Origin of the sequence: Actinomyces gerencseriae DSM 6844, from assembly GCF_000429265.1 — a bacterium.
Classification (GTDB): domain Bacteria; phylum Actinomycetota; class Actinomycetes; order Actinomycetales; family Actinomycetaceae; genus Actinomyces; species Actinomyces gerencseriae.
The window spans coordinates 187,186-213,234 of sequence record NZ_AUBN01000003.1 but is presented as its reverse complement, the minus strand read 5'-3'; the positions used below and the strand labels follow the sequence as shown (position 1 = coordinate 213,234).

Here is a 26,049-nt window from a genome sequence, read left to right as displayed (position 1 = left end):
CGGACCGATCTCGACGCGGAACTCGACCGATCTCGACGCGGAACTGAACCGATCTCGGTGAAAAGGGAGCGCAGGTCCCTGCCTCCCGGGCCCCGGAGCGGAGACGCCCCGGCCGCCGAAAGCCCGAGCCGCCGAGGGCCCGACCCGCTAAAGCAGCACGGTGGCGAAGGTGCCGACCCGCTCGAAGCCCAGCCGGCCGTACAGGCCCAGTGCGGCGGCATTGAAGTCATTGACGTACAGACTCACGACGCCTCCGGCGCGCACGTGGTCCCGGCGCACGGCATCGACCACGGCCGCCAGGGCCGCCGTGCCGATTCCCCGTCCGCGCAGGTCGTCCCGGGTCCACACCCCGGTCAACTGGGCGACCACGCCCGTGGGAGACTCCCATATCGCGCCGACGTCGGTCTTGAATGCCACCCGTGCCGGTCCGCCCGGTTGCGCGGGCCGCCCTTCGCCGTCGTCCAGGAGGACGTACGTGCGTCCCGCGGCGATCAGCCAGGCGACGTGCCGGGCGTAGGAGCCCCCCGCCGCCGTCGGGTCGTAGCCGAGCTCGCCGGAGAACATGGCCACCGATGCGGGCAGCACCAGCTCCTCCTCGGCCGGGCCGGCGGCGTGAAGACCGTCGGCCGCCCATCCCAGGCGCGGTCGGCGTCTCAGAACCGGCTCGACCAGACCGCCGGGGGGCGACGGCGCCACCAGGAGCGGCTGTATCCACCGCTCCTCGCGCGCGCGCAGGCCGTCGACGGCCAGGGGCGCCCACACCGCCTCCACATCCGGCGCCGGACCCGTGACCGAGCCGCGGCGAGTCAGGCGCAGCCGCGCGTGGTCCGCGATCACCCGCGCCCCGGCGGGCCCGACGCCGTCGTGCCCGAGCCCGGGACGCGCGGCCAGGCCGAAGGGCACCAGCGAGCCGGTTGCCCACGCTCCGGCGGCGGGTCGGCTCGGCCGTCCCAGGACGACGACGTCGCCTCTGCTCCATCGCTCCCACCTGCGCACCAGGTGGGCCAGGGAGACGGCGCCGACCGGCTCGAGGGCGCACAGGCGCAGCAGCCCGTCGCGCTGGTGCGGGCCGATGGCGTTCAAGCGGTGGCCGAAGAAGCTCACGGTAGCGGCGACTGGGCGAGCGGTGCACTCCCGCAGCGGCGTCAGGCGCTGGTGACGACGCTGGGGGTCGTCCCCGCCAGAGCGGCCTCGCCGAGCTCGGAGCGCATCTGATCGGCCATCGACTGGGCGTGCTCGAGGAGGGTCTCGACGACTCGATTCTCGGGAACGGTCTCGACGACCTTGCCGCGCACGAAGATCTGACCCTTGCCGTTGCCCGAGGCGCAGCCGAGATCGGCCTCGCGGGCCTCGCCGGGTCCGTTGACCACGCAGCCCATGACGGCCACCCGCAGCGGAGCGGTGATCTGCTTGAGCCCGGACTCGACCTCCTCGGCGAGCGTCCACACATCCACCTGAGCGCGCCCGCACGAGGGGCACGAGACGATCTCGAGCTTGCGCTCGCGCAGCCCCATGAACTCCAGCAGCTTGGTGCCGACCTTGACCTCCTCCACCGGCGGGGCCGACAGGGACACGCGGATGGTGTCCCCGATGCCCTGAGCGAGCAGCGTGCCGAAGGCCGCGCAGGACTTGATGGTGCCCTGGAAGGCGGGACCGGCCTCGGTCACCCCCAGGTGCAGGGGCCAGTCGCCCTTCTCGGAGAGCAGCTGATAGGCCTGGACCATGGTGACCACGTCGTGGTGCTTGACCGAGATCTTGAAGTCGTGGAAGCCGCACTCCTCGAACAGGCCCGCCTCCCACGTCGCCGACTCCACGAGCGCCTCGGGCGTGGCCTTGCCGTACTTCTTGAGCAGACGCCGGTCCAGGGAGCCGGCGTTGACGCCGATGCGCAGGGAGACGCCGTGGTCGGAGGCGGCCTTGCAGATCTCGGCGACCTGGTCGTCGAATTTGCGGATGTTGCCCGGGTTGACGCGCACCGCGCCACAACCGGCCTCGATGGCCTGGAAGACGTACTTGGGCTTGAAGTGGATGTCCGCGATCACGGGGATGCGCGACTGCTTGGCGATGACCGGCAGTGCGTCGGCGTCCTTGTCGGTGGGGCAGGCGACCCGCACGATGTCGCAGCCGGCGGCCGTCAGCTCGGCGATCTGCTGGAGGGTCGCGCCGATGTCGTGAGTCTTCGTCGTCGTCATCGACTGGACCGTGATGGGAGCGTCGCCCCCGACGTGACGGTCCCCCACCCTGATCCTTCGAGTGGGCCTGCGCGGAGCCAGGACGGGCCTCTCCTCACGGACGGTGGGGATACCAAGGGCGATGGCTTCAGTCACGCGCCCAAGTATGGACCCGATGACAGCCTGTCAGCCAGGCGGCGAGGCGTCCTGTGGTGCGGCTCCCGCGCGCGGCGAGATCACTCCTCGAGCGGCATCCACCCGACCGCCAGGGCCACGACGCCCGCCAGGGCCCCGACCACCAGCACCGCGCCGTCCACGGTGAACGCGAAGAAGTGGGGCAGGCCGATCCACGTCAGGAGTGATCCGATGTCGTGAGAGTCGTCGACGTCCACGAGGATGAGCGGGAAGACGAGGACGCACACGACGTGCACCAGGTAGGCCCAGGTCCCCACGGCGTTCAGGCGCCGCACATGGGTGCGGCGAGCCTCCAGGGCCGAGAACGCCCACATGAGCGCCTGGCCGATGACGACCACGGGCAGGGCGTAGATGATGTAGAACACCGTGAACCACCCGCCCCCGGTGAGTCCCATGAAGAACACCCCGAGCGTCCAGACGGGCGTGAACGTGACAATGGGGCCCTGGGCCAGGAACAGGAAGGCGCCCAGCCTCCGGGTGCGGTCGGACCGCACGCGGCGCCGGGACTCCGGCTCGTGCGGGAGGCGGCTCCCCTCGGGCCTCCCGGGGGCGGCGGGCGCCGGCGATGACTCAGCCATGAGCTCTCCTGAGGCTTCCGGGGGACCGGTGCGGCCCGCGCAGCCGACGGCGCCGCGACCGCCCGCCGCAGCGGTCCGCACTGATGGTCCCGATGGGCTCGATGACTCGACCATGGTCTCCCGGGGCTCGGGGCGGTCGCCATGGGCTCCGCTTCCCGCGTCCTCCTCCCCGGGTTCTCGTCCCCGGGCGCCCGGGCCCTCCCCCGAGCGCTTCTCCCCGTGCCCCGCGGAGCACGCGGCGCGGATGCGCCGACGCCGCCCGGGGGCCGGCGTCGGGCTCAGAACGGCGCGACGATGTCGACCCAGATGAGCACCAGCGCCATGACGACCAGGGCGACGAGCACCACCTGCCCCACCGGCAGCATCCGGGCCGTGTCCACGGGACCGGGATCGGGGCGCCCGCGCCGGCGCGCCCAGGCGCGCCGCACCCCCTCCCAGCAGGCGCCCGCGACGTGCCCGCCGTCCAGGGGCAGGAGCGGCACCAGGTTGAAGGCGAACAGGGCGAGGTTGAGCGAGCCCAGCAGGCTCAGCATGGAGGACAGGCGCGCGGAGAAGGGGATCGCGCCGGTGCCCACGCCCTCGCTGGAGACCTCGCCCGCGATCCTGCCCACGCCCACCAGGCTGACCAGGCCGTCGGCACTGCGCTGCTCCAGTCCCAGGCCCGCGGCCACCGAGTGGTAGAGGCCGACCGGCAGGGTGAAGATCGCCTTGAGGGTCTGCCCGACCGCGGTGGCGACCGCCCCCGGGACCCGGCTGATCGGCACCCGCACCGTGCCCAGCCCCGGCCCGATGCCGACGTAGGGTCTCGGCTCCTTGGAGGTGCTCCCGTCGGAGGCGGTGACGGTGCGCTCGACCTCGACGGGGGTCACGCTCAGGGTCGTCTCCGCCCCGTCCCGGCGCACGACGACCTCGGCCGGTTCGGTGCCGCCGGAGCGGATGGCCTTCTGAACGTCCTCCCAGGCGGGCGTGCGCGCGCCGTTCCAGGAGACGATCTCGTCGCCCACCCGCAGGTCCGCGGCCGCCGCGGGCGAGGGATCGTCCGTGGCGCACTCGGATCCGCCGGCGTCGACGTCGGCCGGTACGCAGGCCCCCACCGATGAGATCGTGGAGGTGCGGGTGTACTGCCCGACCGCGCCCAGGGCCAGCACGAGGCAGAGGATCCCCAGAACCAGGTTGGTCAGGATCCCCCCGGCCATCACCAGGAGCTTGCGCGGCACGGTGAGCCGGTAGAAGGCCCGGTCCCGCTCGTCGGGTCCCAGCTCGTCCAGGGACTCCTGACGGGCGTCGGCCACCATCGACCCGGGCTTGTCCGGGCGGTCGGGTCGGGCCGGGGGCAGCATGCCGAGCAGCCTGACGTAGCCGCCGAGCCAGATCGCCTTGACGCCGTACTCGGTCTCGCCGCGGCGCACGGACCACAGGCGCGGCCCGAAGCCGATGAAGTACTCGGGCACCTTCACGCCGAACCGCTTGGCGGGGATCATGTGCCCCAGCTCATGGAGGGCGACTGACACGGCGATCCCCACGATGAGGACGATGATGCCGAGGATGTATGCGAGAGTCGGGCTCACGGGCGGCTCCTGGTGCTGTAGAACGGGACAGGTCGGTACTGGGGAGGGCTCAGCCCGAACGGCGCGAGCGATCGGCGATGAGCTCCTCCGCCCGCCGGCGCGCCCATGCCTCGGCCGCCAGGACGTCGTCCAGGCGCGGGGCCGCGCCGGGGCCGTCGGGGGCGCCGGGCGCGGGCGCCCCGGAGAAGCCCTCGTGCTCGCCCACGACGGCGGCGTCGACCTCGACGATGTCCGTCCACCTCAGGCGGCCGGCCAGGAAGGCGTCGACGGCCTGCTCGTTGGCGGCGTTGAGGACGGCCGGGTGGGTCGCGGAGGCCGCCACCGCGCGGCGGGCCAGGTCGACGGCGGGGAAGGTCTCGGCATCCAGCGGCTCGAAGGTCCAGGCGGTCGGCTCCCCCCACCGGTTGGGCGTCACCAGCCCGGACAGGTCGGGGCGCGCCGGCCAGGTCAGCCCCAGGGCGATGGGCAGCCGCATGTCCGGGGGCGAGGCCTGGGCGATGGTGGCGCCGTCGACGAACTCGACCATGGAGTGGACGACGGACTGCGGGTGCACGACGACAGCGATGTCGGTCGGGGCGACGTCGAACAGGAGGTGCGCCTCGATGAGCTCCAGTCCCTTGTTGACCAGGGTGGAGGAGTTGACGGTGACGACGGGTCCCATCGTCCAGGTCGGGTGCGCCAGGGCCTGCTCGGCGGTCACTGCGGCGAGGTCGGCTCGCGCGCGGCCGCGGAAGGGGCCGCCCGAGGCGGTGAGCACCAGGCGGCGCACCTCGCTGCGCCCGGTGACGACCGGGCTGGTCAGCCCCTTCTCGTGGCGGCCGGAGGCCAGGGCCTGGGCGATGGCGGAGTGCTCGGAGTCCACGGGGACGACCTGCCCGTCGCGACGCACGGCATGCCGGACCAGGGCACCGCCGACGACGAGGGACTCCTTGTTCGCCAGGGCCAGGCGCGCACCGGTGGCCAGCGCCGCCAGGGTCGGGCGCAGGCCGACCGAGCCGGTGATGCCGTTCAGGACGGTGTCGTCCTCGGCCAGCCCGGCCCGGACGACGAGCTCGACCGGGGCGTCGGGGCCGACGAGGACCTCCGCGACCGGGTCGGGACGCCCCAGGCGGTCGGCCGCGGCCGCCAGCGCGGCGCGCGCCCGCTCGCGCGCGCCCGTCTCGGAGGAGGAGACCGCGACCCGCGGCACCTCATGGACGACGGCCTGCTCGGCCAGCTCCTCGAGGCGGGAGCCCCCGGCGGCCAGTCCCACGACCCGGGGGGCCCTCCCCCGGGGGCCGAGGCGCGCGACGACCTCCAGGGCCTGGGTCCCGATCGAGCCGGTGGACCCCAGCACGACCAGCCGGGCGGGGGCGTGACTCATGCGTACTCCTTCCTGGACTCCCGGAGCGTCTGCCGGGGCTTCTGGCGGACACGGCGAGCGCGGCGCCGTCGCGGGTCCGCGGACCGCTCCCACCGCCTCGCCTCACTCGACGGACAGCAGGACCTCGACGACGCGGGCGAGATAGCGGTCCACGCTCCTCTCGTCGTAGGCGGCGTCCTTCCTCGCGGCCGAGAAGGTGGCGGTGCGCACCTCGATGGAGGACAGCGCGGTAGCGGCGTCGAAGTAGGAGGCGACGCGGTCCATGAGCCGATCGACCTCGACCTTGGAGTACCCGTGCTTGTGAGCCGAGGCGAAGCGCGACCCGTGGGGCCGCAGCAGCCGCGGGTAGAGGGTGGTGGCCAGCTGGGCGACCTCCTCCATCCAGGCCTTGCGCCCCCTCTCGGCCACGAAGTCGGCCCGACGCCGCTGCAGGAAGGCGGCCTCGAGCCGATCCAGGGCGGCATCGACGGCGGCGGGCTTGTAGCCGCCGCGCACGATGTCGAAGGCGACGGTGCGCACGCCCTCGGAATCCATCTCGTCGAGCTCGCCGGCGTCGTAGATCTCGTGAGCGGTCGCGAAATAGCCCTCGACCTGCTCGCGGCGGTAACCCTGCCGGAACAGGCCCGCCCTGGGGAACATGTCGCTCATGTCCTGGCCCTTTCCTGGTGGAGCACCTCAGCGGCCAACTGACCGCAGGCGCCGTCGATGTCACTACCGCGAGTATCCCGCACCGTCGTCGTGATGCCGGCGCGCCGCAGCGTGTCGACGAAGAGGTTCTGCACGTCCGGTTCCGAGCAGGTCCAGATGGAGCCCGGCGTCGGGTTGAGCGGAATGGGGTTGACGTGCGCCCACCCGCGGCCGCGGGCGCACAACTCGTCCGCCAGGCGCTGAGCGCGCCAGGCGTGATCGTTCATGTTCCTGATGAGGGCGTACTCGATCGAGACGCGTCGCCCGGTGGATCGGAAGTAGTCATGGGCGGCGTCGAGGAGCTCGCCCACCTTCCACTTGGAGTTGACGGGGATGAGCTCGTCCCGCAACTCGTCGTCGGGGGCGTGCAGGGACACCGCCAGCGTCACGGGCATGCCCTCGGTGGCGAGCCTGCGGATCAGGGGCACCAGGCCGACCGTGGAGACGGTGATCGCGCGGGCGGACAGCCCGAAGCCCTCGGGAGGCGGATCGATGAGCCGGTGCAGGGCGGCGACGACGTTCTTGTAGTTGATCATCGGCTCGCCCATGCCCATGAAGACGACGTTGGACAGGCGGGCGGGGCCGCCGGTGAGGGCGCCTGCGGCCGAGGCCCGCGCGGCGCGGCGCACCTGCTCGACGATCTCGGCGGCCGACAGGTTGCGGGTGAGTCCCATCTGACCGGTGGCGCAGAAGGGGCAGGCCATGCCGCAGCCGGCCTGAGAGGACACGCACAGGGTGGTGCGGTCCCGGTAGCGCATGAGGACCGACTCCACGCGCACCCCGTCGTGCAGCTCCCACAGGTGCTTGACGGTGCGGCCGCCGTCGGCCCGGAGCGCGCGCACCTCGCGGATGAGGTCGGGCAGCAGGTCGGCGACCAGCCGGTCGCGCCCGTCGGCGGGCAGATCGGTCATGTCGGCGGCATCGCGCGTGAAGCGGGTGAAGTAGTGGCGCGAGAGCTGGTCGGCCCGGAAGGCGGGCAGGCCCGCCTCCCCGACGGCGGCCCTGCGGCCCGCCAGGTCGAGATCCGCCAGGTGCCGGGGGGCCCTCCCCCGTGCCGGGGGCACCGCGAAGGACAGGCGGGGGCGCGCGTCAGGACTGGTGGCGCCCTCGGGGGGCTGGTCGGTGGGGCGCACCTGAACCCGGCGTGATCCCGAAGACGGCCCTGGGGCCGTCGGACCGCGCCCGATGACGACGGGAGCGGGCCGCGATACGGATCTCACTTGGTTCAGTGCTCCTCTCAGGAATGAGGTGGCGGTACCGGCCGGCCCCGGTCGACCGAGTCGGTCGGTCGGGCCGTCGGATGATCTATAGGACAAACTATCGAATAAGCAGGGAGAAGACGTAGACGACGGGCGCGGCCACGAGGATCGAGTCGAGTCGATCCATGAGACCGCCATGCCCGGGCAGGAGCGTGCCCATGTCCTTCAGGCCGAGATCCCGCTTGAGAAGGGACTCGCCCAGGTCGCCCAAGGTCGAGACGACGACGATGGCGGCGCCCAGGGCCGCGCCCGCCCACCAGGGCCCGCCCAGGGCCCACAGGCAGCCGGCACCAGTGCACACGGTGGCGATCATGGAGCCGGCGAAGCCCTCCCAGGACTTCTTGGGCGAGACGCTCGGCGCCATGGGGTGCCGGCCGAGGGTGATGCCCGCCAACCAACCGCCGGTGTCATTGGCCACAGGCAGGGCGATGAGCATGAGAACCTTGCCGACCCCGTGATCCTGAGCCGTGACCAGCACGGCGAAGCTGGCCAGGAACGGCAGGTAGGTCGCGGCGAAGACGGAGGCGGAGGCCTCCACGGAGCGGGATCGTCGTGCGGCGTCGTGCTCATCCGTGCGCGGGACCATGTGATCGGGGGCCTCGAGGTCGGTGCCGGACTCGGCCTCCGCCTGGTCCATGAAGCACCACAGCACGCAGGATCCCGCCGTGGCGAGGTAGGCCCCGAGGGCAGCCTCGGCGCCGATGGTCCAGGCGCACACGGCCATTCCGAGGGAGCCGAGCCACAGGGGGGCCATGGGCAGGCGTATGCCCTTGCGCGCGAAGGCCCCGGCGAGCTCCCACAGGGCCCCGCAGACGGCGATGACCACCACCCCGACGAACAGGATCTTGTAGAAGAACAGGGAGGCCAGGACTGCGCCGATCAGGACGACCGCGACCCCGACGGCGGCGGGGAGATTCCGCCCCGCCCGCCCGGTGGCGGGCAGAGGGGGGCGGTTGCGCGTCGGCGGCGGGGTCAGCAGCGTGCTCAGCAAGGTCACGGGGCGCGTGTTCTCGTCGGTCTGCGAAAACGGTCGGGCGGCGCGGGCTCAGACGTCGAGGAGCTCGGCCTCCTTGGCGGACAGCGCTTCGTCGATGGCATCGACGAAGCGCTTGGTCAGGGCGTCGAGCTCGGACTCGGCGCGCATAACATCGTCCTCGCCGGCCTCTCCGCCCTTCTTGATGGCCTCGAGCTCCTTCTTGGAGCGACCGCGGATGCCGCGCACCTGAACGCGGGACTCCTCGGCGCGGCTGCGGGCGAGCTTGACGTAGTCCCTGCGCCGCTCCTCCGTCAGGGCGGGCAGGGACACGCGGATGACCGTGCCGTCGTCGGTCGGGTTGACGCCGAGGTCGGACTCGCGGATGGCGGTGGTGATGGCCTTCATCGCGGAGCGGTCGAAGGGGCTGATGATCACCGTGCGGGCCTCGGGAATGGTGATGGAGGCGAGCTGCTGGAGCGGGGTCGGGGCTCCGTAGTAGTCGACCAGAAGCGGGGTGAACATGGCGGGGTTGGCGCGACCGGTGCGGATGGCTGCGAGCTCGTGCTTGGCGGCGTCGAGGGCCTTGTCCATCTTGTCCTCGGCATCGAGCATGACATCGTCGATCATGGTGGTTCCTCCGGTGGTGGCTGGTGGTTCTCGAGTAGTGGGCGGTGCTGGCCGGGCGCCGGCTCAGTCCTGTGTGACGAGGGTACCGATCTGCTCACCGAGGAGCGCGCGAGTGATGCCACCGCCCTCGCCCATGCCGAAGACGCGCATGGTCAGGCCGTTGTCGCGGCACAGGGCGAAGGCGGAGGCGTCGACGACCTTGAGCCCGTCGGCCAGGGCGCGCTCGTAGGTCAGGCGGTCGAGAAGTCGGGCCGTCGGGTCCGTGCGCGGGTCGGCGGTGTAGACGCCGTCGACGCCGTTCTTGCCCACGAGGAGCTCGTCGCAGCGGGTCTCCAGCGCCCGCTGGGCGGAGACGGTGTCGGTGGAGAAGTAGGGCAGCCCCGCCCCGGCGCCGAAGACGACGACCCGCCCCTTCTCCAGGTGGCGGATGGCGCGCAGCGGGACGTAGGGCTCGGCGACCTGGGTCATGGCGATCGCGGACTGGACGCGCGCCGGCACCCCGGCCTTCTCGATGAAGTCCTGCAGCGCCAGGGCGTTCATGACGGTGCCGAGCATGCCCATGTAGTCGGCGCGGTCGCGGGCCATGCCGCGCTGGGAGAGCTCGGCGCCGCGGAAGAAGTTGCCCCCGCCGACGACGACGGCCACCTGCACCCCGGAGAGCACCGCCTCGGCGATCTGCCGAGCGGCGTCGGAGACGACGTCGGGGTCCAGGCCCACCGCTCCCCCGCCGAACACCTCTCCGGAGAGCTTCAGCAGGACGCGGCGCGGGTGCTCGACCGGAGTCGCCGGGGTCGTGCAGGGCAGCGGCTGAGCGGTCATAAGTCATGTCTCCTGAATGTGCGTCCGACGATACATAGCAAGGCGGCAGGCGCGCCGGGAGCGAGCCTACCCGCTGTCGCGCCCGCACTCGTTGTCGACGCAGTCACGACCCGGCGTCCGGCGCCTCCGCGCGCGGCGGTCCCCCGGTCCCGGCGCGCCGACCGAGCCTTCCGGAACCGGAGCCCGTCTCAGGATCGGGCGCCAGCATGCGCGGCGCCGTCCGCGGGCCCGTCGTCGAACATGGCGGCCAGGGCTGCGGCGTCATTGATCTCGGGTCGAGAACGACTCTCAGGACCCTGCGGCGGCCGCGGCCGCTGGACTCCGTGCGCTCGCGCAGCACGAGCCGGGAGGGCATGACCGGCCAGGGGAGGTCCTTGCGGAGGAGGATCCCCCGCCGATGGAAGCCGCCGGAGTCGATGACCACGTGCGAGGGCAGGATCGCCAGCCCGACCATCAGCATCACGATGAGCGCGAGGATCGGCAGGGCGAGGAGGTCCGGCATCCGCCCGCCGCGAGCCACGACGGAGCCGATGGCCGTCGGCAGGATGACGATGGGCAGCGCGACCAGGCAGCCGCCGCCGACGCACCTGTCGCCCGAGGGCCGCAGGACGATCCTGGTCCCGTTCGCCGAACCGGGGACATCCCCGGCCCGGGTGCTGGTGGACGTGCTCACGTCCACAGCATGCCAGCGCGCCCCCGGTCGCGTCGACGGGCGGCCCCGCCCGGGCGGAACCCCGCGAGGGCCCCGCGAGCGGGTGCTCGCGGGGCCCTCGAGTGATGGCGGAGTCGCCGGCGGGTCGCCTCGCGACGGCGCGGGAGGCCGGGCGCTCAGGCGCCGACGCGGAAGCGGACGAAGCCGGTCAGCTCGCCGCCGGTGGCTCCCACGACCTTGCCGACCGTGGTCTTGGGGTCCTTGGCGTAGGGCTGGTCGACGAGGCAGTTCTCCTTGAAGTAGCCGTTCAGCCGGCCCTCGACGATCCTGGGGACGGCCTTCTCGGGCTTGCCCTCGGCGCGGGTCGTCTCCTCGGCGATGGCGCGCTCCTTGGCGACCGTCTCCTCCGGGACGTCCTCGCGGGCGAGGTAGAGCGGCGAGTAGGCGGCGATGTGCATCGCGATGTCGTGGGCCACCTCCGCGGCCGCCTCGTCGGTGCCGACGAGCACCGCGACCTGGGCGGGCAGGTCGGGGTTGGTGCGGTGCAGATAGGTGTCGACCCTCGGGGCCGCCAGGCGGGCGACGCGGCGCACGACGATCTTCTCCCCGATGACGGCCTGCATGGAGTCGGTCAGCTCCTTGACGCTGCCGCCGTCGGCCGCGGCCTCGGCGAGCTCCTCGGCGGTCTGGGCGCCGGAGGCGATGGCCGCGTCGAGGACCTTGGCGGCGAAGTCGATGAACTTCTCGTTCTTGGCCACGAAGTCGGTCTCCGCGTTGACCTCGACCAGGACCCCGACCTGGGAGCCGCCGTCCTCGACGACCTTGGCGGCGATGAGGCCGGCCGTGGCCGAGCGGCCCTCGCGCTTGGCGATGCCCTTCAGCCCCTTGACGCGGATGATCTCAATGGCCTTCTCGGCGTCGCCGTCGGCCTCGTCGAGGGCCTTCTTGACGTCGAGCATGCCGGCGCCGGTCTTCTCGCGCAGCGCCTTGATGTCGGCGGTGGTGTAGTTCGCCATGGATGTCTCCTGTGTCTCCTGTACTGACTGGAGTGTGTCTGACTGGGTCCGGCCGGGTCCCGCCGCGCCCCGCTGGGCCGGTCGGGCTGCCGGGGCGGGGCGCTCAGGCCTGCTGGGCGGCGCCGGCCGTCTGCTCGCCCGGCTCGGCGGTCTGCTCGACCTGCTCGACAACGGCCTGCTCGGTCTGCTCCGCCTCGGCACCGGCGAGGAGGGCGGCCTCCCACTCGGGCAGCGGCTCGGCGTCGGTCGCGGCGACCTCGGCCTCGGCGCCCGTGCGGGCGCGGCCGGCGGAGCGGGCCACGAGGCCCTCGGCCGCGGCGTCGGCGATGACGCGGGTCAGCAGGCTGACGGCGCGGATGGCGTCGTCGTTGCCGGGGACGCCGTAGGTGACCTCGTCGGGGTCGCAGTTGGTGTCGAGGATGGCGACGACGGGGATGTTCAGCTTCCGGGCCTCGGAGATCGCCAGGTGCTCCTTCTTGGTATCGACGACCCACACCGCGGCCGGCAGCCTGCTCATGTCGCGAATACCGCCGAGGGTCTTGACGAGCTTGTCCTTCTCACGGCGCATCATGAGCAGCTCCTTCTTCGTGCGGCCGGACCCGGCCACGTCGTCGAAGTCGATCTGCTCGAGCTCCTTCATGCGGTCCAGGCGGGCGCGCACGGTGGAGAAGTTGGTGAGCATGCCGCCGAGCCAGCGCTGGCTCACGTAGGGCATGCCGACGCGCTGGGCCTGCTCGGCCACGGCGGCCTGCGCCTGCTTCTTGGTACCGACGAACAGGATGCTGCCACCGCGGGCGACGATCTCCTTGACGAAGTCGTAGGCGGTGTTGATGCCCTCGACGGTCTGCTGGAGGTCGATGACGTAGATGCCGTTGCGCTCGGTGAGGATGAAGCGCTTCATCTTCGGGTTCCAGCGGCGGGTCTGGTGGCCGAAGTGGACACCGCTCTCGAGGAGTTGACGCATGGTGACAATCGCCATGTCGGTCCTTTCGCGCGCGACCCGGAGGTTGCCGGGCCCGCTATGAGTCGTGGGGCGGTTGTCCGCCGTCGTGGACGACGCCCCGGTATTGATGGTTCTTCCCCTTTGACCGGTGGGCCCGCACGGCGGGCCGCGGCTCCGCCCCGGAGGGGCCGGGTGGATGGGGCCTGGTGCTCGCGACGCGCGGTCACCCTCTCCGCCTGGGCGGTTCAGGACCTCGACCGCGACGCCCGAAAGGAAGCCCGCACCCGGATCGGGGTGAGCCGATGGGCGCGGACGCGAGCACGCGAAGTCAGCCACCCACGGTCAGCGTGGAACCGACGGAATGCCGATCGACATCAACCAGCGACGATCGATCGGTTTGACGAATCGGTGCGAGCGGGCCACAGGCGACTGCGAACGCGAGGCTACCACAGTGTTTGGCGCGATTCCGCGCCGAAATGAGAGGATCCGGAGGCGCGGGAATGTCATTCCCATCACCTCGCCGGGCTCCACCAGTCCCCGCGCCGAATCACGGCCCACAGGGCTCAACGCCCTCGGGTGCGCCGACCGGGCGCCCGGAGCAGCCTGGTGAGCATGAGCCCCGTGCGCCCGTCCTCCCCGTGTCCGTGCCCCTGCCGGCGCCCGCGCGCGTCCTCGCGCGAGCACCGCCACCGGTCCCTCGTGCTGGGCACTGCCCTGAGCCTGCTGGCGCCACTGGCCGCAGGACCGCCGCCGGCCGCGGCGACCGTAACGGCGGCAACGGCCGACGTGACGGTGATGGACGCCGCGTCCTCGGCGACCCTGAGCGCCGCGGATCCGCGGAATCCTGCTCCCCGCTCCCTCTACGGGTGGCCGACCGGCGCCCCCGCGGATGTGCTCCAGGGCTTCGACCCTCCGGCGGTGGTCTGGGGCTCGGGGCATCGGGGCGTGGATCTGGCCCTTCCGGCGGGCTCGCCGGTGCTCGCGGCGGGGGACGGGACCGTGGCCTTCGCGGGCGTGGTCGCGGGCCGGCCGGTGGTCTCCATCGATCACGCCGATGGCGTCCGCACCACCTACGAGCCGGTCGAGGCCTCGGTCGCGACCGGTGACGTCGTCGCGCGGGGCCAGACCATCGGCACGCTTCGAGCGGGGCACCGCTCCGACGGGGCGGACGCGCTCCACTGGGGGGCGCGCACAGGGCCGAAGGCCTACATCAACCCGTTGCGCCTCCTGCGGCCCGCCGTCATCCGTCTCAAGCCTCTGAGGGCCGGGTGATGAGCACCGCCGAGCGCACGAGGTCGTACGGGTACGGCCGAGCACCTCCGGGTCCGGGCGTCCCCCGGCGAGCTCCACGACAGCGGGCGGGGAGCCGGCCGCCGCACCGTCGCGCACCAACCGCTCACGCCCGCGGGAACGCCTGGGCGTACACGGCCCGCAGGCGCTCGGTCGATACGTGGGTGTAGCGCTGCGTGGTGGACAGGGAGGAGTGGCCGAGCAGCTCCTGGACACTGCGCAGGTCCGCCCCCCCGTTCAGGACGTGGGTGGCGGCCGAGTGCCGCAGTCCGTGCGGGCCGAGGTCGGGCACACCCGCGAGCGCGGCCGCCCGGTGGACGACGTCGCGGGCCGCACGGGGATCGAGGCGCCGGCCGCGCACGCCGACGAAGAGCGCCCCGCCGGCGGCGCCGGCCGCGATCCGGCCGCGTACGGAGAGCCAGTGCTCAAGCGCCCGGGATGCGGGGGCCCCGTAGGGCACGGTGCGCTCATCCCCCCCCTTGCCCAGCACGCGCAGGGTGCGGCGGGAGCGATCCAGGTCGGCGACGTCGAGACCGCACAGCTCCGAGACGCGCACGCCGGTGGCGTACAGGAGCTCCAGGAGCGCGACGTCGCGCAGAGCGATGGCCCGCCGCGCGATGCTCTTGCGCGCGTCCTCCCCTCGTGCGGCACCGCCCTCCGCGAGCGCGGAGGCCTCGGAGGCCTCATCGACTCGACGCGCGGCCGCCGTCAGGAGCGCCTCGGCCTGCTCCTCGGTCAGGACCGCCGGCAGCCGGTTGTCCGCCCGGGGCGAGCGCAGTCGGACGGCGACGTCGGCGGTGAGCAGGGCGCCGCGGTGGGCCCAGGCGGAGAAGGCCCTCACCGCCGCCGAGCGACGCGCGATGGTGGCCCGGGCGCTGCCGGAGGCGGACATCCGCGCCAGCCACGCGCGCAGATCGGCCAGGTCGAGGCTGGCCAGCGCGGGGCCGACCGGCTCATCGGCGTCGGCGCCCACGCCGAGGAAGGTGAGCAGGTCCTCGACGTCGGCGACGTAGGCGCGCACGGTGTGCTCGGACAGGCCCCGTTGAAGAGCGAGGTGGCGGAACCACGCGTCGCTCAGCTCGCCGCGGGTGCGCGGCCGGACCGGTTCGCTCATGAGGACAGACTAGCGATCCGCCCATCGACGCGGCTCCCACGAGCACTCGCACGGCGACTCTCGCCGTTTCCCAGCGACGCCCGCCATCGCACCCGCCCGCGGCTCTCACGGCACGGGGCGTCGGCGCCAGCGCGGCCCGTCGCGCTGGACGCGTCCGGAGAGCTCGAGCAGCCCCAGCGCCGAGACGACCTCCTGCTCCGAGAGGCCCGCCGCTCGGGTCAGCGTCTCGACCCTCGCCGAACCCCGGGCGGGAAGGGCGTCGATCACCGCGGAGGCCTCCTCCGACAGGCCGTCGAGAAGCCCGGAGCCGGCCTGGCCGGCGGCGGCCGCACGGGTCGCCTCGGGATCGATCTCTCCCAGAGGGGCGATGAGCTCGAGGGCGTCGTCGGCGTCGGTGACGCACACGGCGCCGTTGCGCAGCAGCCGGTGGCAGCCGACTGACTCCATGGAGGTGACCGGGCCGGGCACCGCGCCGAGGCCGCGGCCGAGGTCGCGCGCGTGCCGGGCCGTGGACAGGGCCCCGGAGCGCCAGGCGGCCTCGACGACGACGGTCGCCCCGCTCATGGCCGCGATGAGACGGTTGCGCGTCAGGAAGCGATGCCGTCCGGGCTGGCATCCCGGGGGGACCTCGGCCACGAGAGCGCCGGTGCCGATGACGGCCGACAGCAGATCGGCATTCGCCGCCGGGTAGAGCCGGTCCACCCCTCCGGCGCTCACGGACAGCGTCGGGCCGGCGTGCAGGGCTCCGCGCAGGGCCGCGGCGTCGATGCCGAAGGCCCCGCCGGAGACGACGACGGCGCCCCGGGCCGTCACCTCGGAGGCGATTCGGGCGGCGACGCGCTCCCCGTAATCGGTGGAGGCTCTCGATCCGACCAGGGCCAGGGACCGCCCGGCGCCGGGGCCCGCGGCGACGAGATCGGCTCGGGCGCGCCGGGCCCCAGCGGCCCCGGCAGCGGCCCGGGAGGGCGGCGCCCCGTCATGGGGGCCGTCCGATGACAGCAGCGCGGGGTCGCCGCGGACCCACAGGCAGTGGGGCGGGTGCTCAAGATCGTCCAGACCGGCGGGCCACCACGGGTCGGAGGGCAGGACGAGACTGCCGCCGAGCCGCTCCAGGGCGTCGAGCTCGCGACGGATGTCCAGACCGGTGAGCCTGGGCGCCCATCGTGCGACCGCCCGGCTCCAGGCCGCGCGAGCCCGGGCGGCGTCGCCCCGGACGGGCACGGGCGGGCGCGGCGCGGGCAGCACCCTCCCGTCGGAGTCCAGAGCCTCGTCGAGGAGCCAGGCGAGAGCCCCGGTGGCGCCCAGGGCGCCGACCAGGGCGCATGCGGCGCGATCGGCGGGCTCGGCCAGGCGGGACCAGGTGGCTCGGGCCAGGGCCTCGTTCCCGATGGGGTGGGGCAGCGTGCGGCGCCGCGGGCGGGCTCCGGCGGGCGGCCCGCTCCTCCCCCGCACCCGGTCGGATGAGGGATCGGCCGCACGAGGGGATTCCGGGACGGAGGGCACCGGGGCCCCCGACGACGGCGCGGGGGCGGGACCCGCGCCCGTCGGGCCGACCGGATCGGTCGAGTCGGCCGAACCCGCCGGGACGGTCGAGCCCGCCGCGTCCGCGGTACCGGTCGGGTTCACAGTCGCGCTCCTCTCATGCGCAGGGCCAGGGCGCCGCCGAGGTCGGCGGTCGTGGGAGCCGGGCGGCCGGCGAGGTCCGCCAGGGTCCAGGACAGGCGCAGCACCCTGTCGACGCCGCGAAGGGTGAGGTCGCCGTGGTCCAGGGCGGCCATGAGCGGTGCCAGCAGGGCGGCGTCCATTCCGGAGGAGGGCGAGCGCAGCCAGGACCCCGGCACCTGCCCCATGAGCCGCCAGGGAGTGCTCGCCAGCCGATGGGCCGCGCGCGCACGCGCCCGCTGCACGCGCGCGGCGACGTCCCGGCTCGATTCGCCCACGGCGCCCACCGCCAGGTCCTGAGCCGTGACGGCCGCGACCTCGACCTGGATGTCGATGCGATCCAGGAGCGGGCCCGACAGCCGCGAGAAGTAGCGTCTGCGCTGCAGGGACGTGCAGGTGCATTCCAGCCCGCGGCCCCCGCTCTTGCCGCAGGGGCAGGGGTTCGCCGCCAGGACGAGTTGGAAGGCGGCGGGGAAGGCGGCCCGTCCGCCGACCCGGTCGATGGTGACCGAGCCGGTCTCCAGGGGCTGACGCAGGCAGTCCAGGACGCCGCTGGGGAACTCCGGCGCCTCGTCGAGGAAGAGCACCCCGCGGTGGGCCAGCGAGACGTCGCCCGGCCGGGGCGAGCCGCTGCCGCCCCCGACGACCGCCGCCCTGGTCGCGGTGTGGTGCGGGGCTCGTAGGGGCGGCGTGGTCAGCAGGCCGGCCTCCGGGTCGAAGGCGCCCGCCAGGGAGTGCAGGGAGGTGACGGTCGCGGCATCCTCCGCGTCCAGCGGCGGCAGGACGGAGGGCAGTCGCTCGGCCAGCATGGTCTTGCCCGCGCCGGGCGGACCCACGAGAAGAAGATGGTGGCCGCCCGCGGCGGCGACCTCAAGTGCATGGCGGGCCTCGGGCTGCCCGACGACGTCGGCGAGATCGGGGGCGGAGCCCGTCGGGCGGCGCCGCGGGCCGCGGGTCTGCTCGGAGCGCCGGTGGGCGCGCTCGACGACCGCGCGGGCGCGGGGAGGCAGTTCTCCTCCGTAGTCCTCGACGAGCTCGCCGATGTGGTCGACCGCGCGCACGCGGGCCCCCGGGACGAGGGCGGCCTCGCAGGCGGCGGAGGCGGCCACGACGACGTCGGGCACACCGGCCTCGACGGCGGTGCGCACGGCCGGCAGGATGCCGCGCACGGGATGGACGGAGCCGTCCAGTCCGAGCTCGCCGATGTAGACGGTGCGGTCCAGCACCGCCAGGGCGCCACCGGGCAGCAGCGCGCGGGCGCCGAGAACGGCCAGGGCCAGGGCCAGGTCGAACCCGGTGCCGGTCTTGCGCAGATCGGCCGGAGACAGGTTGACCGTCAGCCGCTGCTCGCCCCATGTGACGCCGCAGGTGGTCAGTGCCGCGCGTACGCGCTCGCGCGACTCGCGCACGGCGGCGTCGGGGAGCCCCACGAGGGTGAAGCCGGGCAGGCCCTGGCTCGAGTGGGCCTCGACGTCCACGAGATGGCCCTCCAGGCCGGTGAGGGTCACGGCCAGGGTGCGCGCCAGGCTCATGACACGCCCACCCCGCGGTGATGGCGCAGCTCGGCGGGCAGGCCCCGGCGCAGGAGCACCGAGACCACATCGAGGCGGATGCGCTCGTGGGGGACGGGGTGCTGCGCCGCCCAGGCCGCCGCGAGCACGCGCAGGCGACCGAGCTTGGCCGTGTCGACGGCCGCCGCGGGCGGCCCGGCGCTCAGGCCCGTGCGGGTCTTGACCTCGACCACCACGAGGGTCGGTGGACGGTCGGCGGCGGGCTCCAGGGCCACAAGATCGAGCTCGCCGCGCAGGCCGTCGCTGAGGCGCCAGTTGCGGTCCAGGACCCGCCAGCCGTGGTCGCCGAGATACCGGGCGGCGATGTCCTCGCCGCGCCGGCCGACCGCCGGGCGGCCGAGCGCCTCCGCGGACCCGCGGGTCGTAGACGTTGTCATGATCACGGGGATCACCTCCGCCACCAGAATGCGCGGGCGGCGGCGGACCGCGCGAACGACGTCCTCGAGCATGGTGGAGGCGTCCGGCGCGAGAAGTGCGGTGGAGCCCTACAACATGATCTGCATCACATCAATGCCGGGTGGTGGGCCGGCGGGATCAGGAGGGGATGTCCATCTCCGGCTTGGTGAGCTCCTCGACGTTGACGTCCTTGAAGGTGACGACATGAACGGACTTCACGAAGCGGCTCGAGCGGTAGATATCCCATACCCAGGCGTCCTCGAGGCTGAGCTCGAAGAAGACCTCGCCGCCATTGGTGCGCACCTGCACGTCGATGGCGTTGGCCAGGTAGAAGCGGCGCTCGGTCTCCACGACGTAGGAGAACAACGAGACGACGTCCCTGTACTCGCGGTACAGGTCCAGCTCCAGGTCGTTCTCGTAGGACTCGAGGTCATCGGCGCTCACCGTCCCATCATGCACGTCCCTGCTGCGCGGCCCGAGCAGGCGCCGGTGGCGCGTCGCACTCCGTCGGCCACGGACCAGCCGCGAAGCGGTCCGGAGCGGTCCCGATCCGGCCGTGGACCGGCCCCGGTCCGGACCGGATCCGCGGATGCGGGCTCAACGGGTCGTTCCGTCCGCGGGCGTCAGCCCGGGGAGGCGCCACGAGCGGCGATGCTGGTCGCTCGCGCCCAGACGAGCCAGTGCCTCGATGTGCGCCCCGGAGGAGTACCCCTTGTTGGAGGCCCAGTCGTAGCCCGGATCGGGCAGGGCCGTCATCAGGGCGTCGCGCTCGACCTTCGCCAGGACGGACGCCGCGGCGACGACGGCGCAGCGGGCGTCTCCCCCGACCTCCATGCGCACGCCCGGGATGAGACGGGCGGGCAGAGCCGGTGCGCCGTCGCCCGGGGGCGGGTCGGTGCCGGCGGGCTCGCCGGCCAGGGCGTCGAGCAGGTCGGGATCGGTGCCGGTCAGCCAGTCCGCCCGCCCGTCGAGGATGATCGCGCCGGGCAGACGGTCGCGCGCGGCCACTCGGGCGAGGGCACGCCGGCCGGCCAGGCGCAGGGCGCCGACGATGCCGAGGTCGTCGATCTCCGCGGGGGAGGCATGGGCCACGGCCCAGTCGAGGACCCACGCGCGGCACGGTCCCACGAGGGCCTCGCGGCGTCGGGGCGTGAGCTGCTTCGAATCGGCCAGGGTCCCGGGGAAGGCGTCCGACGTCTCGCGGCCGACGACGGCCAGACCGACGGTCACCGGTCCCGCCAGGGAGCCGCGCCCGACCTCGTCCATGCCGCCGACCAGCCGGTGGCGCGTCAGCATCCCGGTCTCGACCTCCCGGTCGGGGCGGAGCGGCCGCGACCGCCTCGCCGCAGCCGCGGGAGCAGAAGGGATCACGGGCCGGAGCCGGACACGTCGGCGAAGACCGCCTCACCGTTGTCGAGCGAGCTCCAGCGGCTCACCGGCCACACGACGTTGGTGGCCACGCCGACGACGTCCTTCAACGGCACGGCGCCGCCGTGCGGGTCGTCCTGGTGGAATCGGGAGTCCAGGGAGTTGGAGCGGTTGTCGCCCATGACCCATACGCAGCCCTCGGGGACGATGACGTCGAAGGGCACCGAGGACGGGACGGTACCCTCCTTGACATAGGTCTCATTCAGGGGGACGCCGTTGACGGTCAGGACGCCGTGCCCATCGGCCGTGACGCGGTCCCCGGCGACGCCGATGACTCGTTTGATGAGGTGATGCCCCGAGTTCCTCGGCAGCAGTCCGGTGAGGATGAGACCATCGCGAACGAGCCCCTTGAAACCGGACGGATCCTCGGCATCGAGCCAGCCGCCCGGGTCCGCGAAGACCACGACGTCTCCGCGGTGGACGTCGTGGGCGTGGTACATCCGCACGGCGACCTGGTCATCGGACTGCAGGGTGTTCTCCATCGAACCGGACGGGATCTCGAAGGTCTGGACGATGTGAGTCTTGATGAAGGCGGACAGGGCGAGGACGACCAGGACGACGGCGACGGTGGACAGCCATCCCCGGCGCGGTCGGGTCTCCGAGGAGTCCTCATCCTTCTCCCTGCCAGGGATCGGCAGGGGACGAGGGCGCCGGGTGGGCGGGTAGGAGGGGGGGAGGTCGATGGGCTCCTCCGGCTCGGACTCCTCGGCACCGGCAGCCGGCTCACCGGCGTGCGACGAGGGCTCCTCCGTTCCGGACACCGCCTCCGGCAGCGGAGTCGACGCGTCGGCCGCTTCTGCCGCGAGGCTCCGTGCCGTGGTCCCGGCATCGGGCTCGACGACCCCGGTGCCGCCGGCCCCGGGCGAGGGCTCATCGATCTCCGGCGCGGGGGGCCGGGCCTCCGGCGCGGAGTCCGCGGCATCGGGCTCTTCATCCGGCTCGTGCGGCGCAGCACCGCCGCCCTCGTCCACGACGGGCGCCCGCTCCTCGTGCGGCTCGACGACGGACTCCGAGCCGTCGCCCGCGGCTCGGCCGTCATCGGCCCGGGAGTCGATCGCCTCGCGTCCCTCGGGCGCCTCGGATGCTTCGTCGGCTTCGACATCCGTCACGGCCTCGACCGGCTCGATCCGCCCCTCCTCGAGGTCGTCCGGCACCGACTCGGCCCCGGATTCAGCAGGCCCGGCCTCGACGGCATCCGGCTCGCTCCTCGCGTCATCGGCCCCCGCCTCATCCGCCTCGGACGCGATCCGCCCGGGTTCAGCGGACTCGGCCAACCCGGATTCGGCGGAGTCCTCCGTCTCGGGCTCGACCTCGACCGGCTCGGCATCGGACTCGGCGATCCCGGGCCCAGCATCCTCGACCGGATCGACCTCGGCGAGCTCCTCCGCCTCGGGCTCGACCTCGACCGGATCGGCCGGCTCGGCCGGCTCGGCCGGCTCGGCCGGCTCGGCCGGCTCGGCCATGTCCGCCCCACCGGCCTGCCGCCCGGCCTCAGCCGGGTCCTCAGTCTCAGTGCCGGACCCGGACCCGACCTGCTCGGAGTCGACCGGCTCAACGGCCTGCCGTCCCGACCCGGCGGAGTCGGCGGACGCGACGACCGGGGGCGCCGACTCCGGCTCCCCGCTCGCCTCGACCGGATCGGACTCGGGAGCGTCGGCCTCGTGCTCGACCGGCTGCTCGATCGAGCCGGCCTCATCCGCCTCGCAGGGCTCCCGGCCCGCGGGAGCGGGGACGGACTCCGCCTCCTCGGGTGCGAGCTCATCCGCCCCGTCGGACGCCACGGCCTCATCGCCCGCCTCCGCGGGCGCAGCCTGCGTCGGGCTCTCCTCGGGAGGAGCGGCCGCGGACTCGTCGTCGGCCTGCTCCTTGTCGGGAGAGGTCGCGGTCCCGCCGTCGTCGACGTCGGGACCGAACTCCTCGCGGTCGTCCTGCGGTGAGGTCACCGTGCTCCTGTTCCGAGGTGGTGCGTATGCATAACGAGGCCTGGATGCCCCGGTGGTGAGAAGGGGCGCCGCCCGGATCCGGACGGCGGAACGCGACGAGCGCGCCCCTCAGCTCTCGCGGCGCTCCTTGATCTTGGCCGCCTTGCCCCGCAGGTTGCGCAGGTAGTACAGCTTGGCCCGACGCACGTCGCCGCGAGTGACGACCTCGATCCTCTCAACGGTGGGCGTGTGAACCGGGAAGGTGCGCTCGACGCCGACGCCGAAGGAGATCTTGCGAACCGTGAAGGTCTCGGAGACGCCGCCGCCCTGGCGGGCGATCACGACGCCCTGGAACACCTGGGTACGGGTACGGCTGCCCTCGACGACCTTGACGTGCACCTTGAGGGTGTCACCGGCTCGGAAGTCGGGCACATCGTCGCGCAGCGAGGCCGCGTCGATCTGGTCAATCAGGTTGGTCATTACTCTCTCCACGCTCGTGCCACTGGTCATGGGCGTTTGGTAGGCGACGCCGCGGCCCGCCTCGGGACGAACCCCATGGGGCGGCTGCATCGTTCTCGATCGCCCGCGGATCCTGCGCATGAGCGCCCTCCCCAGTGGCAGAGGACGCCCGAGGCCCGGAGGCGCGCTCAGTCTGCCACAGTGCGGCACGAGGCTGCGAGGCCGTCGGGGTCCGAGTGCCTGACGTCACGCGCCTTACGGGCGTCTACGGGCGGATGACCCTCAGTGCTCGCCGACGGCCGGAGCGGGCGTCGTCACCGGGGCGGAGGCCGCCTCGGGCACGCGGGAGAAGACGTCCCGACCGCCCCCCAGCCCGGACCAGCGTCCGATGGGCCAGTACACGAACCTGGCGGTGCCGACGATGTTGCCGGCCGGCACGAAGCCGCCGTGGGCATCGCCCCGGTGCACCCGGGAATCGGCCGAGTTCGACCTGTTGTCGCCCATGACCCACACGTAGCCGTCGGGGACGGTGACGTCGAAGGCGATGTCCGAACTGGTGCGACCGGGCTTGAGGTAGGGCTCGTCGAGAACGATCCCGTTGACGCTCATCGGACCGGTGCCATCCGCCACGATGTGGTCGCCGGGCAGTCCGACGACCCGCTTGACGAGGTGGTGCCCCGCGTTCTCCGGCAGCAGGCGCACAGCCACCAGCACATCCTGGATGACGCGGGCGACGCCTGTGGGCCCGGGCTCGGTGAGCCAGTTGTCGGGATCGGTGAACACGACGACGTCACCGCGCTCGACGGAGCCGGCGTCGTACACCGTGACCATGATGCGATCGCCGGCGTGGAGCGTGTTCTCCATGGACCCCGAGGGAATGGTGTAGCTCTGCACGACCAGGCTGCGCACGACGGCGATGACCACCAGCACGGCGACCAGGGTGACCAGCCTGCGCACGAACGGGTGGGGCTCCCGCCTCCCGCCGAGACCGCGCGACCGCCCGTGCGGCCGCTCTGGAAGGGCGGCCTCGGCGGCGCGCCCGGGCGCATTCCTCATCTGCCTCATCTCCGTCACCCTCACCGTCCCGATGCGGTCGGTGCGGCCCGCACCGCCCATTCCGCCCGTACTGCCAGTGTTCTCAGTGCCGTCAGTGCTCTCAGTGCTCTCAGTGCTCATGGCGGGCCTCCCGCGGGTCAAGGCTCATGACCACGTCCCGGCAGGTCCGCCCGCCGACGTCGTAGACTCGCGATCCGACGATGCGGAAGCCGCGCCGCCTGTAGGCCCTCTGCGCCCGGCGGTTGCGCTCGTGGGTGCCGAGCCACAGGACGGTGGCGCCCTCCGCGGCGGCGGCGCGGACGGCCTCGTCCAGGAGCACCGCGGCGACTCCGGAGGAGCGCAGGCGCGTATCGACGTAGGCCTTGGACAGCTCGGCGGCCAGTCCCGCGGTGCCGTCGGAGCGCGGGGGGACGCCGACGGCGTCGGGCCGCTGGTCCAGCCCCGTGATGAGCCCGCCCTCGGGGTCGGCCCGCTCCACGAGCACGACGCTGTAACCGATGATCTCCCCCGGGGCCACGGCGTCGGCGGGATCGGCGCCCGCCGCGAGGCCGTCCGGTGCGAGTCCGCCGGGCAGCTCGGCCACCGTCAGGACCGCGCGCGGGTCGGCCCGCCAGACGGCGAAGCGCTCGGGGGCGAGGTTGGTCGCGATGTGGGCGGCGATCCGCTCCGGTGCGAGGAAGGGCGGGCAGGCGTCGGGGAAGGTGCGCGCCGCCAGGGCGGACAGAGCCTCGACGTCCTCGGCCAGGGCGGGTCGCACGACCAGCCCGACCGGGCCCCGCGCGCCCTCCGGGACCGCCCAGCCGTGGCGCGCCAGGACGGCGCGGTCGGCGGCGTCGAGGGTCTCGGGGCGCAGACGGCCGATCATGTCGGGACGGCGGGCCGCCGTGCGGGCGAGGGCCTGGTCGCGACGTGCGCGGGCGATGCGGGCGTGGTCGCCCGACAGGAGGTGCGGGTCGGAGTCGGCCAGGTCGAGACCGCGCCAGGCGACGGGACGGGTGTGAACGGGGTGCTCCAGAAGGCCTGCCCCGCCGTGGGACTCCTCGACGACGGAGGCGGGGTTGCCCAGAACTCCGGGGCGCAGGCGGGCGACGGCCTCGATCATGACCAGGGCCGCGACCTCGCCGCCGCTCAGCACGTAGTCGCCGATGGACAGCTCGCGCACCTCGACGCCGAGGCTCCGGTAGTGCTCGGCGACGCGGGCGTCGATGCCCTCGTAGCGCCCGCAGGCGAAGACGATCCGGTCGGCCCGGGCGAGGTCCTCAGCGGTGCGCTGGGTGAACAGGTCGCCCGCGGGTGTGGGGATGACGAGGACCTGGCGGTCGGGCCCCGAAGAGGCCCCGGTGTCGCGGGGGGCGGGGCGGCCGACCGGCGCGGGGAGGGCCCCCGCGGCGCCGGCGGGGGGAGCGAGGAGGGAGTCGAGGGCCTCGCCCCACACGTCGGGCCTCATCACCATGCCGGCGCCGCCGCCGAGCGGGGTGTCGTCGACAGTGCGATGGCGGTCGTGGGTCCACTCGCGCAGGTCGTGGACGTGCAGGTCGATGAGCCCGGTCCGCGCCGCTCTGCCGATGAGGGAGAGGTTCAGCGCCTTCGGGTAATCGGGGAAGATCGTGACGACGTCGAGGCGCAGGGAGCCGGGAACGTCGGGTCCCGCGCCGGATCCCGCGGGGGCCCGGACCATCAGCGGGCCTCCTCGGTCCGGCCGACGCCGGGGAAGAGCCCGCCGGGAGGATCCAGGGTCACGACACCGGCCTCGGGATCGATCCCGGGGACGAGCTGCTCGACGAAGGGCACGGCGACCTCCTCGCCGTCGGGAGTGCGCACGACGATGCGGTCCTGGGCGACACCGGGTTCGAGGTCGACGACCTCGCCGAGGTGCTGGGGCTCGGCGCCGGGCAGGGCGCGGACGGCCCGCAGACCGATGAGCTCGTGGGCGTACCAGGCCTCGTCGTCGGCATCGCCGGAGCCCTCGGCGGCGCTTCCGCCGACGGTGTCGGTGTCGACCAGCAGGCGCACGCCGCGCAGGGCCTCGGCGGCGGTGCGGTCCCGCGCCTCCTCGAAGGCGGCGAACCAGCGGGTGCCGTCGAAGCGCAGACGCGCGACGGTCAGGCGGTCGTATGAGGGCTGGTCGTGCGAGGGCGCCGTGCGGCCCCGGGGCGCCTGAACCGGCAGACTGGTGCCCGGAGAGAGCCTGCCCTCGGGATCGTCGGTGCGGATCTCAAGACGGACCTCTCCCTTGAGGGCATGGGCGGGGCCGATGACGGCGACGGTGAGCAGCACGGGGTAAACCTACCGCGCCC

The 26,049-nt window shown here is 73.5% G+C and carries 25 protein-coding genes; 1 reads left to right on the top strand and 24 read right to left on the bottom strand.

The features are described from left to right. Window positions 1-147: 147 nt before the first annotated feature. The 13 genes from G448_RS0100975 to rpsB form a co-directional block, all read right to left on the bottom strand. Complete coding sequence (locus G448_RS0100975; RefSeq protein ID WP_026406446.1) at window positions 148-1,104, bottom strand: GNAT family N-acetyltransferase; 957 nt, start codon at window positions 1,102-1,104, stop codon at window positions 148-150. A 41-nt stretch (window positions 1,105-1,145) separates the two neighbouring features. Continuing rightward, a complete protein-coding gene (gene ispG, locus G448_RS0100970) occupies window positions 1,146-2,327 on the bottom strand; it encodes a flavodoxin-dependent (E)-4-hydroxy-3-methylbut-2-enyl-diphosphate synthase (RefSeq protein WP_026406445.1) in 1,182 nt (393 codons plus the stop codon). Between the two features lie 80 nt (window positions 2,328-2,407). Further along, complete coding sequence (locus G448_RS0100965) at window positions 2,408-2,944, bottom strand: hypothetical protein (protein WP_026406444.1); 537 nt, start codon at window positions 2,942-2,944, stop codon at window positions 2,408-2,410. A gap of 278 nt (window positions 2,945-3,222) precedes the next feature. Next, a complete protein-coding gene (locus G448_RS0100960; RefSeq protein ID WP_026406443.1) occupies window positions 3,223-4,512 on the bottom strand; it encodes a M50 family metallopeptidase in 1,290 nt (429 codons plus the stop codon). A gap of 49 nt (window positions 4,513-4,561) precedes the next feature. Further along, complete coding sequence (gene dxr / locus G448_RS0100955) at window positions 4,562-5,875, bottom strand: 1-deoxy-D-xylulose-5-phosphate reductoisomerase (RefSeq protein WP_026406442.1); 1,314 nt, start codon at window positions 5,873-5,875, stop codon at window positions 4,562-4,564. A 102-nt stretch (window positions 5,876-5,977) separates the two neighbouring features. Further along, complete coding sequence (locus tag G448_RS0100950; protein ID WP_026406441.1) at window positions 5,978-6,523, bottom strand: DivIVA domain-containing protein; 546 nt, start codon at window positions 6,521-6,523, stop codon at window positions 5,978-5,980. Further along, complete coding sequence (rlmN, locus tag G448_RS0100945; protein ID WP_051268505.1) at window positions 6,520-7,749, bottom strand: dual-specificity RNA methyltransferase RlmN; 1,230 nt, start codon at window positions 7,747-7,749, stop codon at window positions 6,520-6,522. Before rlmN ends, G448_RS0100950 begins: the two co-directional genes overlap by 4 nt. Before the next feature lie 130 nt (window positions 7,750-7,879). After that, window positions 7,880-8,809 (bottom strand): phosphatidate cytidylyltransferase, encoded by a 930-nt coding sequence (locus G448_RS0100940; RefSeq protein WP_034494002.1) that lies wholly within the window; start codon window positions 8,807-8,809, stop codon window positions 7,880-7,882. Window positions 8,810-8,866: 57 nt separating this feature from the next. Beyond that, window positions 8,867-9,424, bottom strand: a complete 558-nt coding sequence (frr, locus tag G448_RS0100935) for a ribosome recycling factor (RefSeq protein ID WP_026406438.1) — start codon at window positions 9,422-9,424, stop codon at window positions 8,867-8,869. 63 nt (window positions 9,425-9,487) lie between these two features. Next, complete coding sequence (gene pyrH / locus G448_RS0100930; protein ID WP_026406437.1) at window positions 9,488-10,243, bottom strand: UMP kinase; 756 nt, start codon at window positions 10,241-10,243, stop codon at window positions 9,488-9,490. Between the two features lie 103 nt (window positions 10,244-10,346). Further along, window positions 10,347-10,916, bottom strand: a complete 570-nt coding sequence (locus G448_RS0100925; RefSeq protein ID WP_026406436.1) for a hypothetical protein — start codon at window positions 10,914-10,916, stop codon at window positions 10,347-10,349. Between the two features lie 155 nt (window positions 10,917-11,071). Next, the gene (gene tsf / locus G448_RS0100920; RefSeq protein WP_026406435.1) at window positions 11,072-11,911 is read right to left on the bottom strand and encodes a translation elongation factor Ts; all 840 of its coding nucleotides are present in this window, start codon (window positions 11,909-11,911) and stop codon (window positions 11,072-11,074) included. Between the two features lie 103 nt (window positions 11,912-12,014). Then, the gene (rpsB, locus tag G448_RS0100915) at window positions 12,015-12,890 is read right to left on the bottom strand and encodes a 30S ribosomal protein S2 (RefSeq protein ID WP_026406434.1); all 876 of its coding nucleotides are present in this window, start codon (window positions 12,888-12,890) and stop codon (window positions 12,015-12,017) included. A gap of 663 nt (window positions 12,891-13,553) precedes the next feature. Between rpsB and G448_RS0100910 the strand changes: the two genes are divergently transcribed. After that, on the top strand, window positions 13,554-14,126 hold the full coding sequence (locus G448_RS0100910; RefSeq protein ID WP_245572122.1) for a M23 family metallopeptidase: 573 nt from the start codon (window positions 13,554-13,556) through the stop codon (window positions 14,124-14,126). Between the two features lie 124 nt (window positions 14,127-14,250). Here G448_RS0100910 and G448_RS0100905 read toward each other — a convergent pair whose 3' ends face one another. The 11 genes from G448_RS0100905 to rimM all read right to left on the bottom strand — a co-directional run bounded on the left by G448_RS0100905 (window position 14,251) and on the right by rimM (window position 26,029). Continuing rightward, entirely contained in the window at window positions 14,251-15,258 is a 1,008-nt protein-coding gene (locus G448_RS0100905; RefSeq protein WP_026406432.1) for a tyrosine recombinase XerC, read from the bottom strand. 105 nt (window positions 15,259-15,363) lie between these two features. Next, window positions 15,364-16,710 carry a DNA-processing protein DprA gene (locus G448_RS0100900; RefSeq protein ID WP_425393634.1) on the bottom strand — a complete coding sequence of 449 codons (1,347 nt, stop codon included), beginning with the start codon at window positions 16,708-16,710 and terminating at the stop codon, window positions 15,364-15,366. Between the two features lie 170 nt (window positions 16,711-16,880). Continuing rightward, window positions 16,881-18,452, bottom strand: coding sequence for a YifB family Mg chelatase-like AAA ATPase (locus G448_RS0100895; protein WP_026406430.1), 1,572 nt, complete (start codon window positions 18,450-18,452; stop codon window positions 16,881-16,883). Beyond that, window positions 18,449-18,868 (bottom strand): YraN family protein, encoded by a 420-nt coding sequence (locus G448_RS0100890; protein ID WP_245572133.1) that lies wholly within the window; start codon window positions 18,866-18,868, stop codon window positions 18,449-18,451. The genes G448_RS0100895 and G448_RS0100890 overlap by 4 nt, the downstream gene beginning before the upstream one ends. 157 nt (window positions 18,869-19,025) lie before the next feature. Next, window positions 19,026-19,331 carry a DUF2469 domain-containing protein gene (locus G448_RS0100885; protein ID WP_026406428.1) on the bottom strand — a complete coding sequence of 102 codons (306 nt, stop codon included), beginning with the start codon at window positions 19,329-19,331 and terminating at the stop codon, window positions 19,026-19,028. 153 nt (window positions 19,332-19,484) lie between these two features. Next, entirely contained in the window at window positions 19,485-20,183 is a 699-nt protein-coding gene (locus G448_RS0100880) for a ribonuclease HII (RefSeq protein WP_051268478.1), read from the bottom strand. A 71-nt stretch (window positions 20,184-20,254) separates the two neighbouring features. Beyond that, window positions 20,255-22,258, bottom strand: a complete 2,004-nt coding sequence (gene lepB, locus G448_RS17245) for a signal peptidase I (RefSeq protein WP_026406426.1) — start codon at window positions 22,256-22,258, stop codon at window positions 20,255-20,257. A gap of 108 nt (window positions 22,259-22,366) precedes the next feature. Beyond that, window positions 22,367-22,717: a 50S ribosomal protein L19 gene (gene rplS, locus G448_RS0100870; protein WP_026406425.1), complete on the bottom strand. Its 351-nt coding sequence runs from the start codon at window positions 22,715-22,717 to the stop codon at window positions 22,367-22,369. 261 nt (window positions 22,718-22,978) lie between these two features. Continuing rightward, the gene (gene lepB, locus G448_RS0100865) at window positions 22,979-23,872 is read right to left on the bottom strand and encodes a signal peptidase I (RefSeq protein WP_026406424.1); all 894 of its coding nucleotides are present in this window, start codon (window positions 23,870-23,872) and stop codon (window positions 22,979-22,981) included. After that, entirely contained in the window at window positions 23,862-25,430 is a 1,569-nt protein-coding gene (trmD, locus tag G448_RS0100860) for a tRNA (guanosine(37)-N1)-methyltransferase TrmD (protein ID WP_034493938.1), read from the bottom strand. The genes lepB (G448_RS0100865) and trmD overlap by 11 nt, the downstream gene beginning before the upstream one ends. Continuing rightward, on the bottom strand, window positions 25,430-26,029 hold the full coding sequence (gene rimM, locus G448_RS0100855; RefSeq protein ID WP_026406422.1) for a ribosome maturation factor RimM: 600 nt from the start codon (window positions 26,027-26,029) through the stop codon (window positions 25,430-25,432). The genes trmD and rimM overlap by 1 nt, the downstream gene beginning before the upstream one ends. Window positions 26,030-26,049 lie beyond the last annotated feature (20 nt).

Excerpts from the sequence above, each read along its gene's own strand:
- G448_RS0100965 (WP_026406444.1), bottom strand. The coding sequence starts at position 2,944 with ATGGCTGAGTCATCGCCGGCGCCCGCCGCCCCCGGGAGGCCCGAGGGG.
- dxr (WP_026406442.1), bottom strand. The coding sequence starts at position 5,875 with ATGAGTCACGCCCCCGCCCGGCTGGTCGTGCTGGGGTCCACCGGCTCG.
- G448_RS0100950 (WP_026406441.1), bottom strand. The coding sequence starts at position 6,523 with ATGAGCGACATGTTCCCCAGGGCGGGCCTGTTCCGGCAGGGTTACCGC.
- frr (WP_026406438.1), bottom strand. The coding sequence starts at position 9,424 with ATGATCGACGATGTCATGCTCGATGCCGAGGACAAGATGGACAAGGCC.
- pyrH (WP_026406437.1), bottom strand. The coding sequence starts at position 10,243 with ATGACCGCTCAGCCGCTGCCCTGCACGACCCCGGCGACTCCGGTCGAG.
- tsf (WP_026406435.1), bottom strand. The coding sequence starts at position 11,911 with ATGGCGAACTACACCACCGCCGACATCAAGGCGCTGCGCGAGAAGACC.
- rpsB (WP_026406434.1), bottom strand. The coding sequence starts at position 12,890 with ATGGCGATTGTCACCATGCGTCAACTCCTCGAGAGCGGTGTCCACTTC.
- G448_RS0100905 (WP_026406432.1), bottom strand. The coding sequence starts at position 15,258 with ATGAGCGAACCGGTCCGGCCGCGCACCCGCGGCGAGCTGAGCGACGCG.
- G448_RS0100895 (WP_026406430.1), bottom strand. The coding sequence starts at position 18,452 with ATGAGCCTGGCGCGCACCCTGGCCGTGACCCTCACCGGCCTGGAGGGC.
- G448_RS0100890 (WP_245572133.1), bottom strand. The coding sequence starts at position 18,868 with ATGACAACGTCTACGACCCGCGGGTCCGCGGAGGCGCTCGGCCGCCCG.
- G448_RS0100880 (WP_051268478.1), bottom strand. The coding sequence starts at position 20,183 with ATGCTGACGCGCCACCGGCTGGTCGGCGGCATGGACGAGGTCGGGCGC.
- rplS (WP_026406425.1), bottom strand. The coding sequence starts at position 22,717 with ATGACCAACCTGATTGACCAGATCGACGCGGCCTCGCTGCGCGACGAT.
- lepB (WP_026406424.1), bottom strand. The coding sequence starts at position 23,872 with ATGAGCACTGAGAGCACTGAGAGCACTGACGGCACTGAGAACACTGGC.
- trmD (WP_034493938.1), bottom strand. The coding sequence starts at position 25,430 with ATGGTCCGGGCCCCCGCGGGATCCGGCGCGGGACCCGACGTTCCCGGC.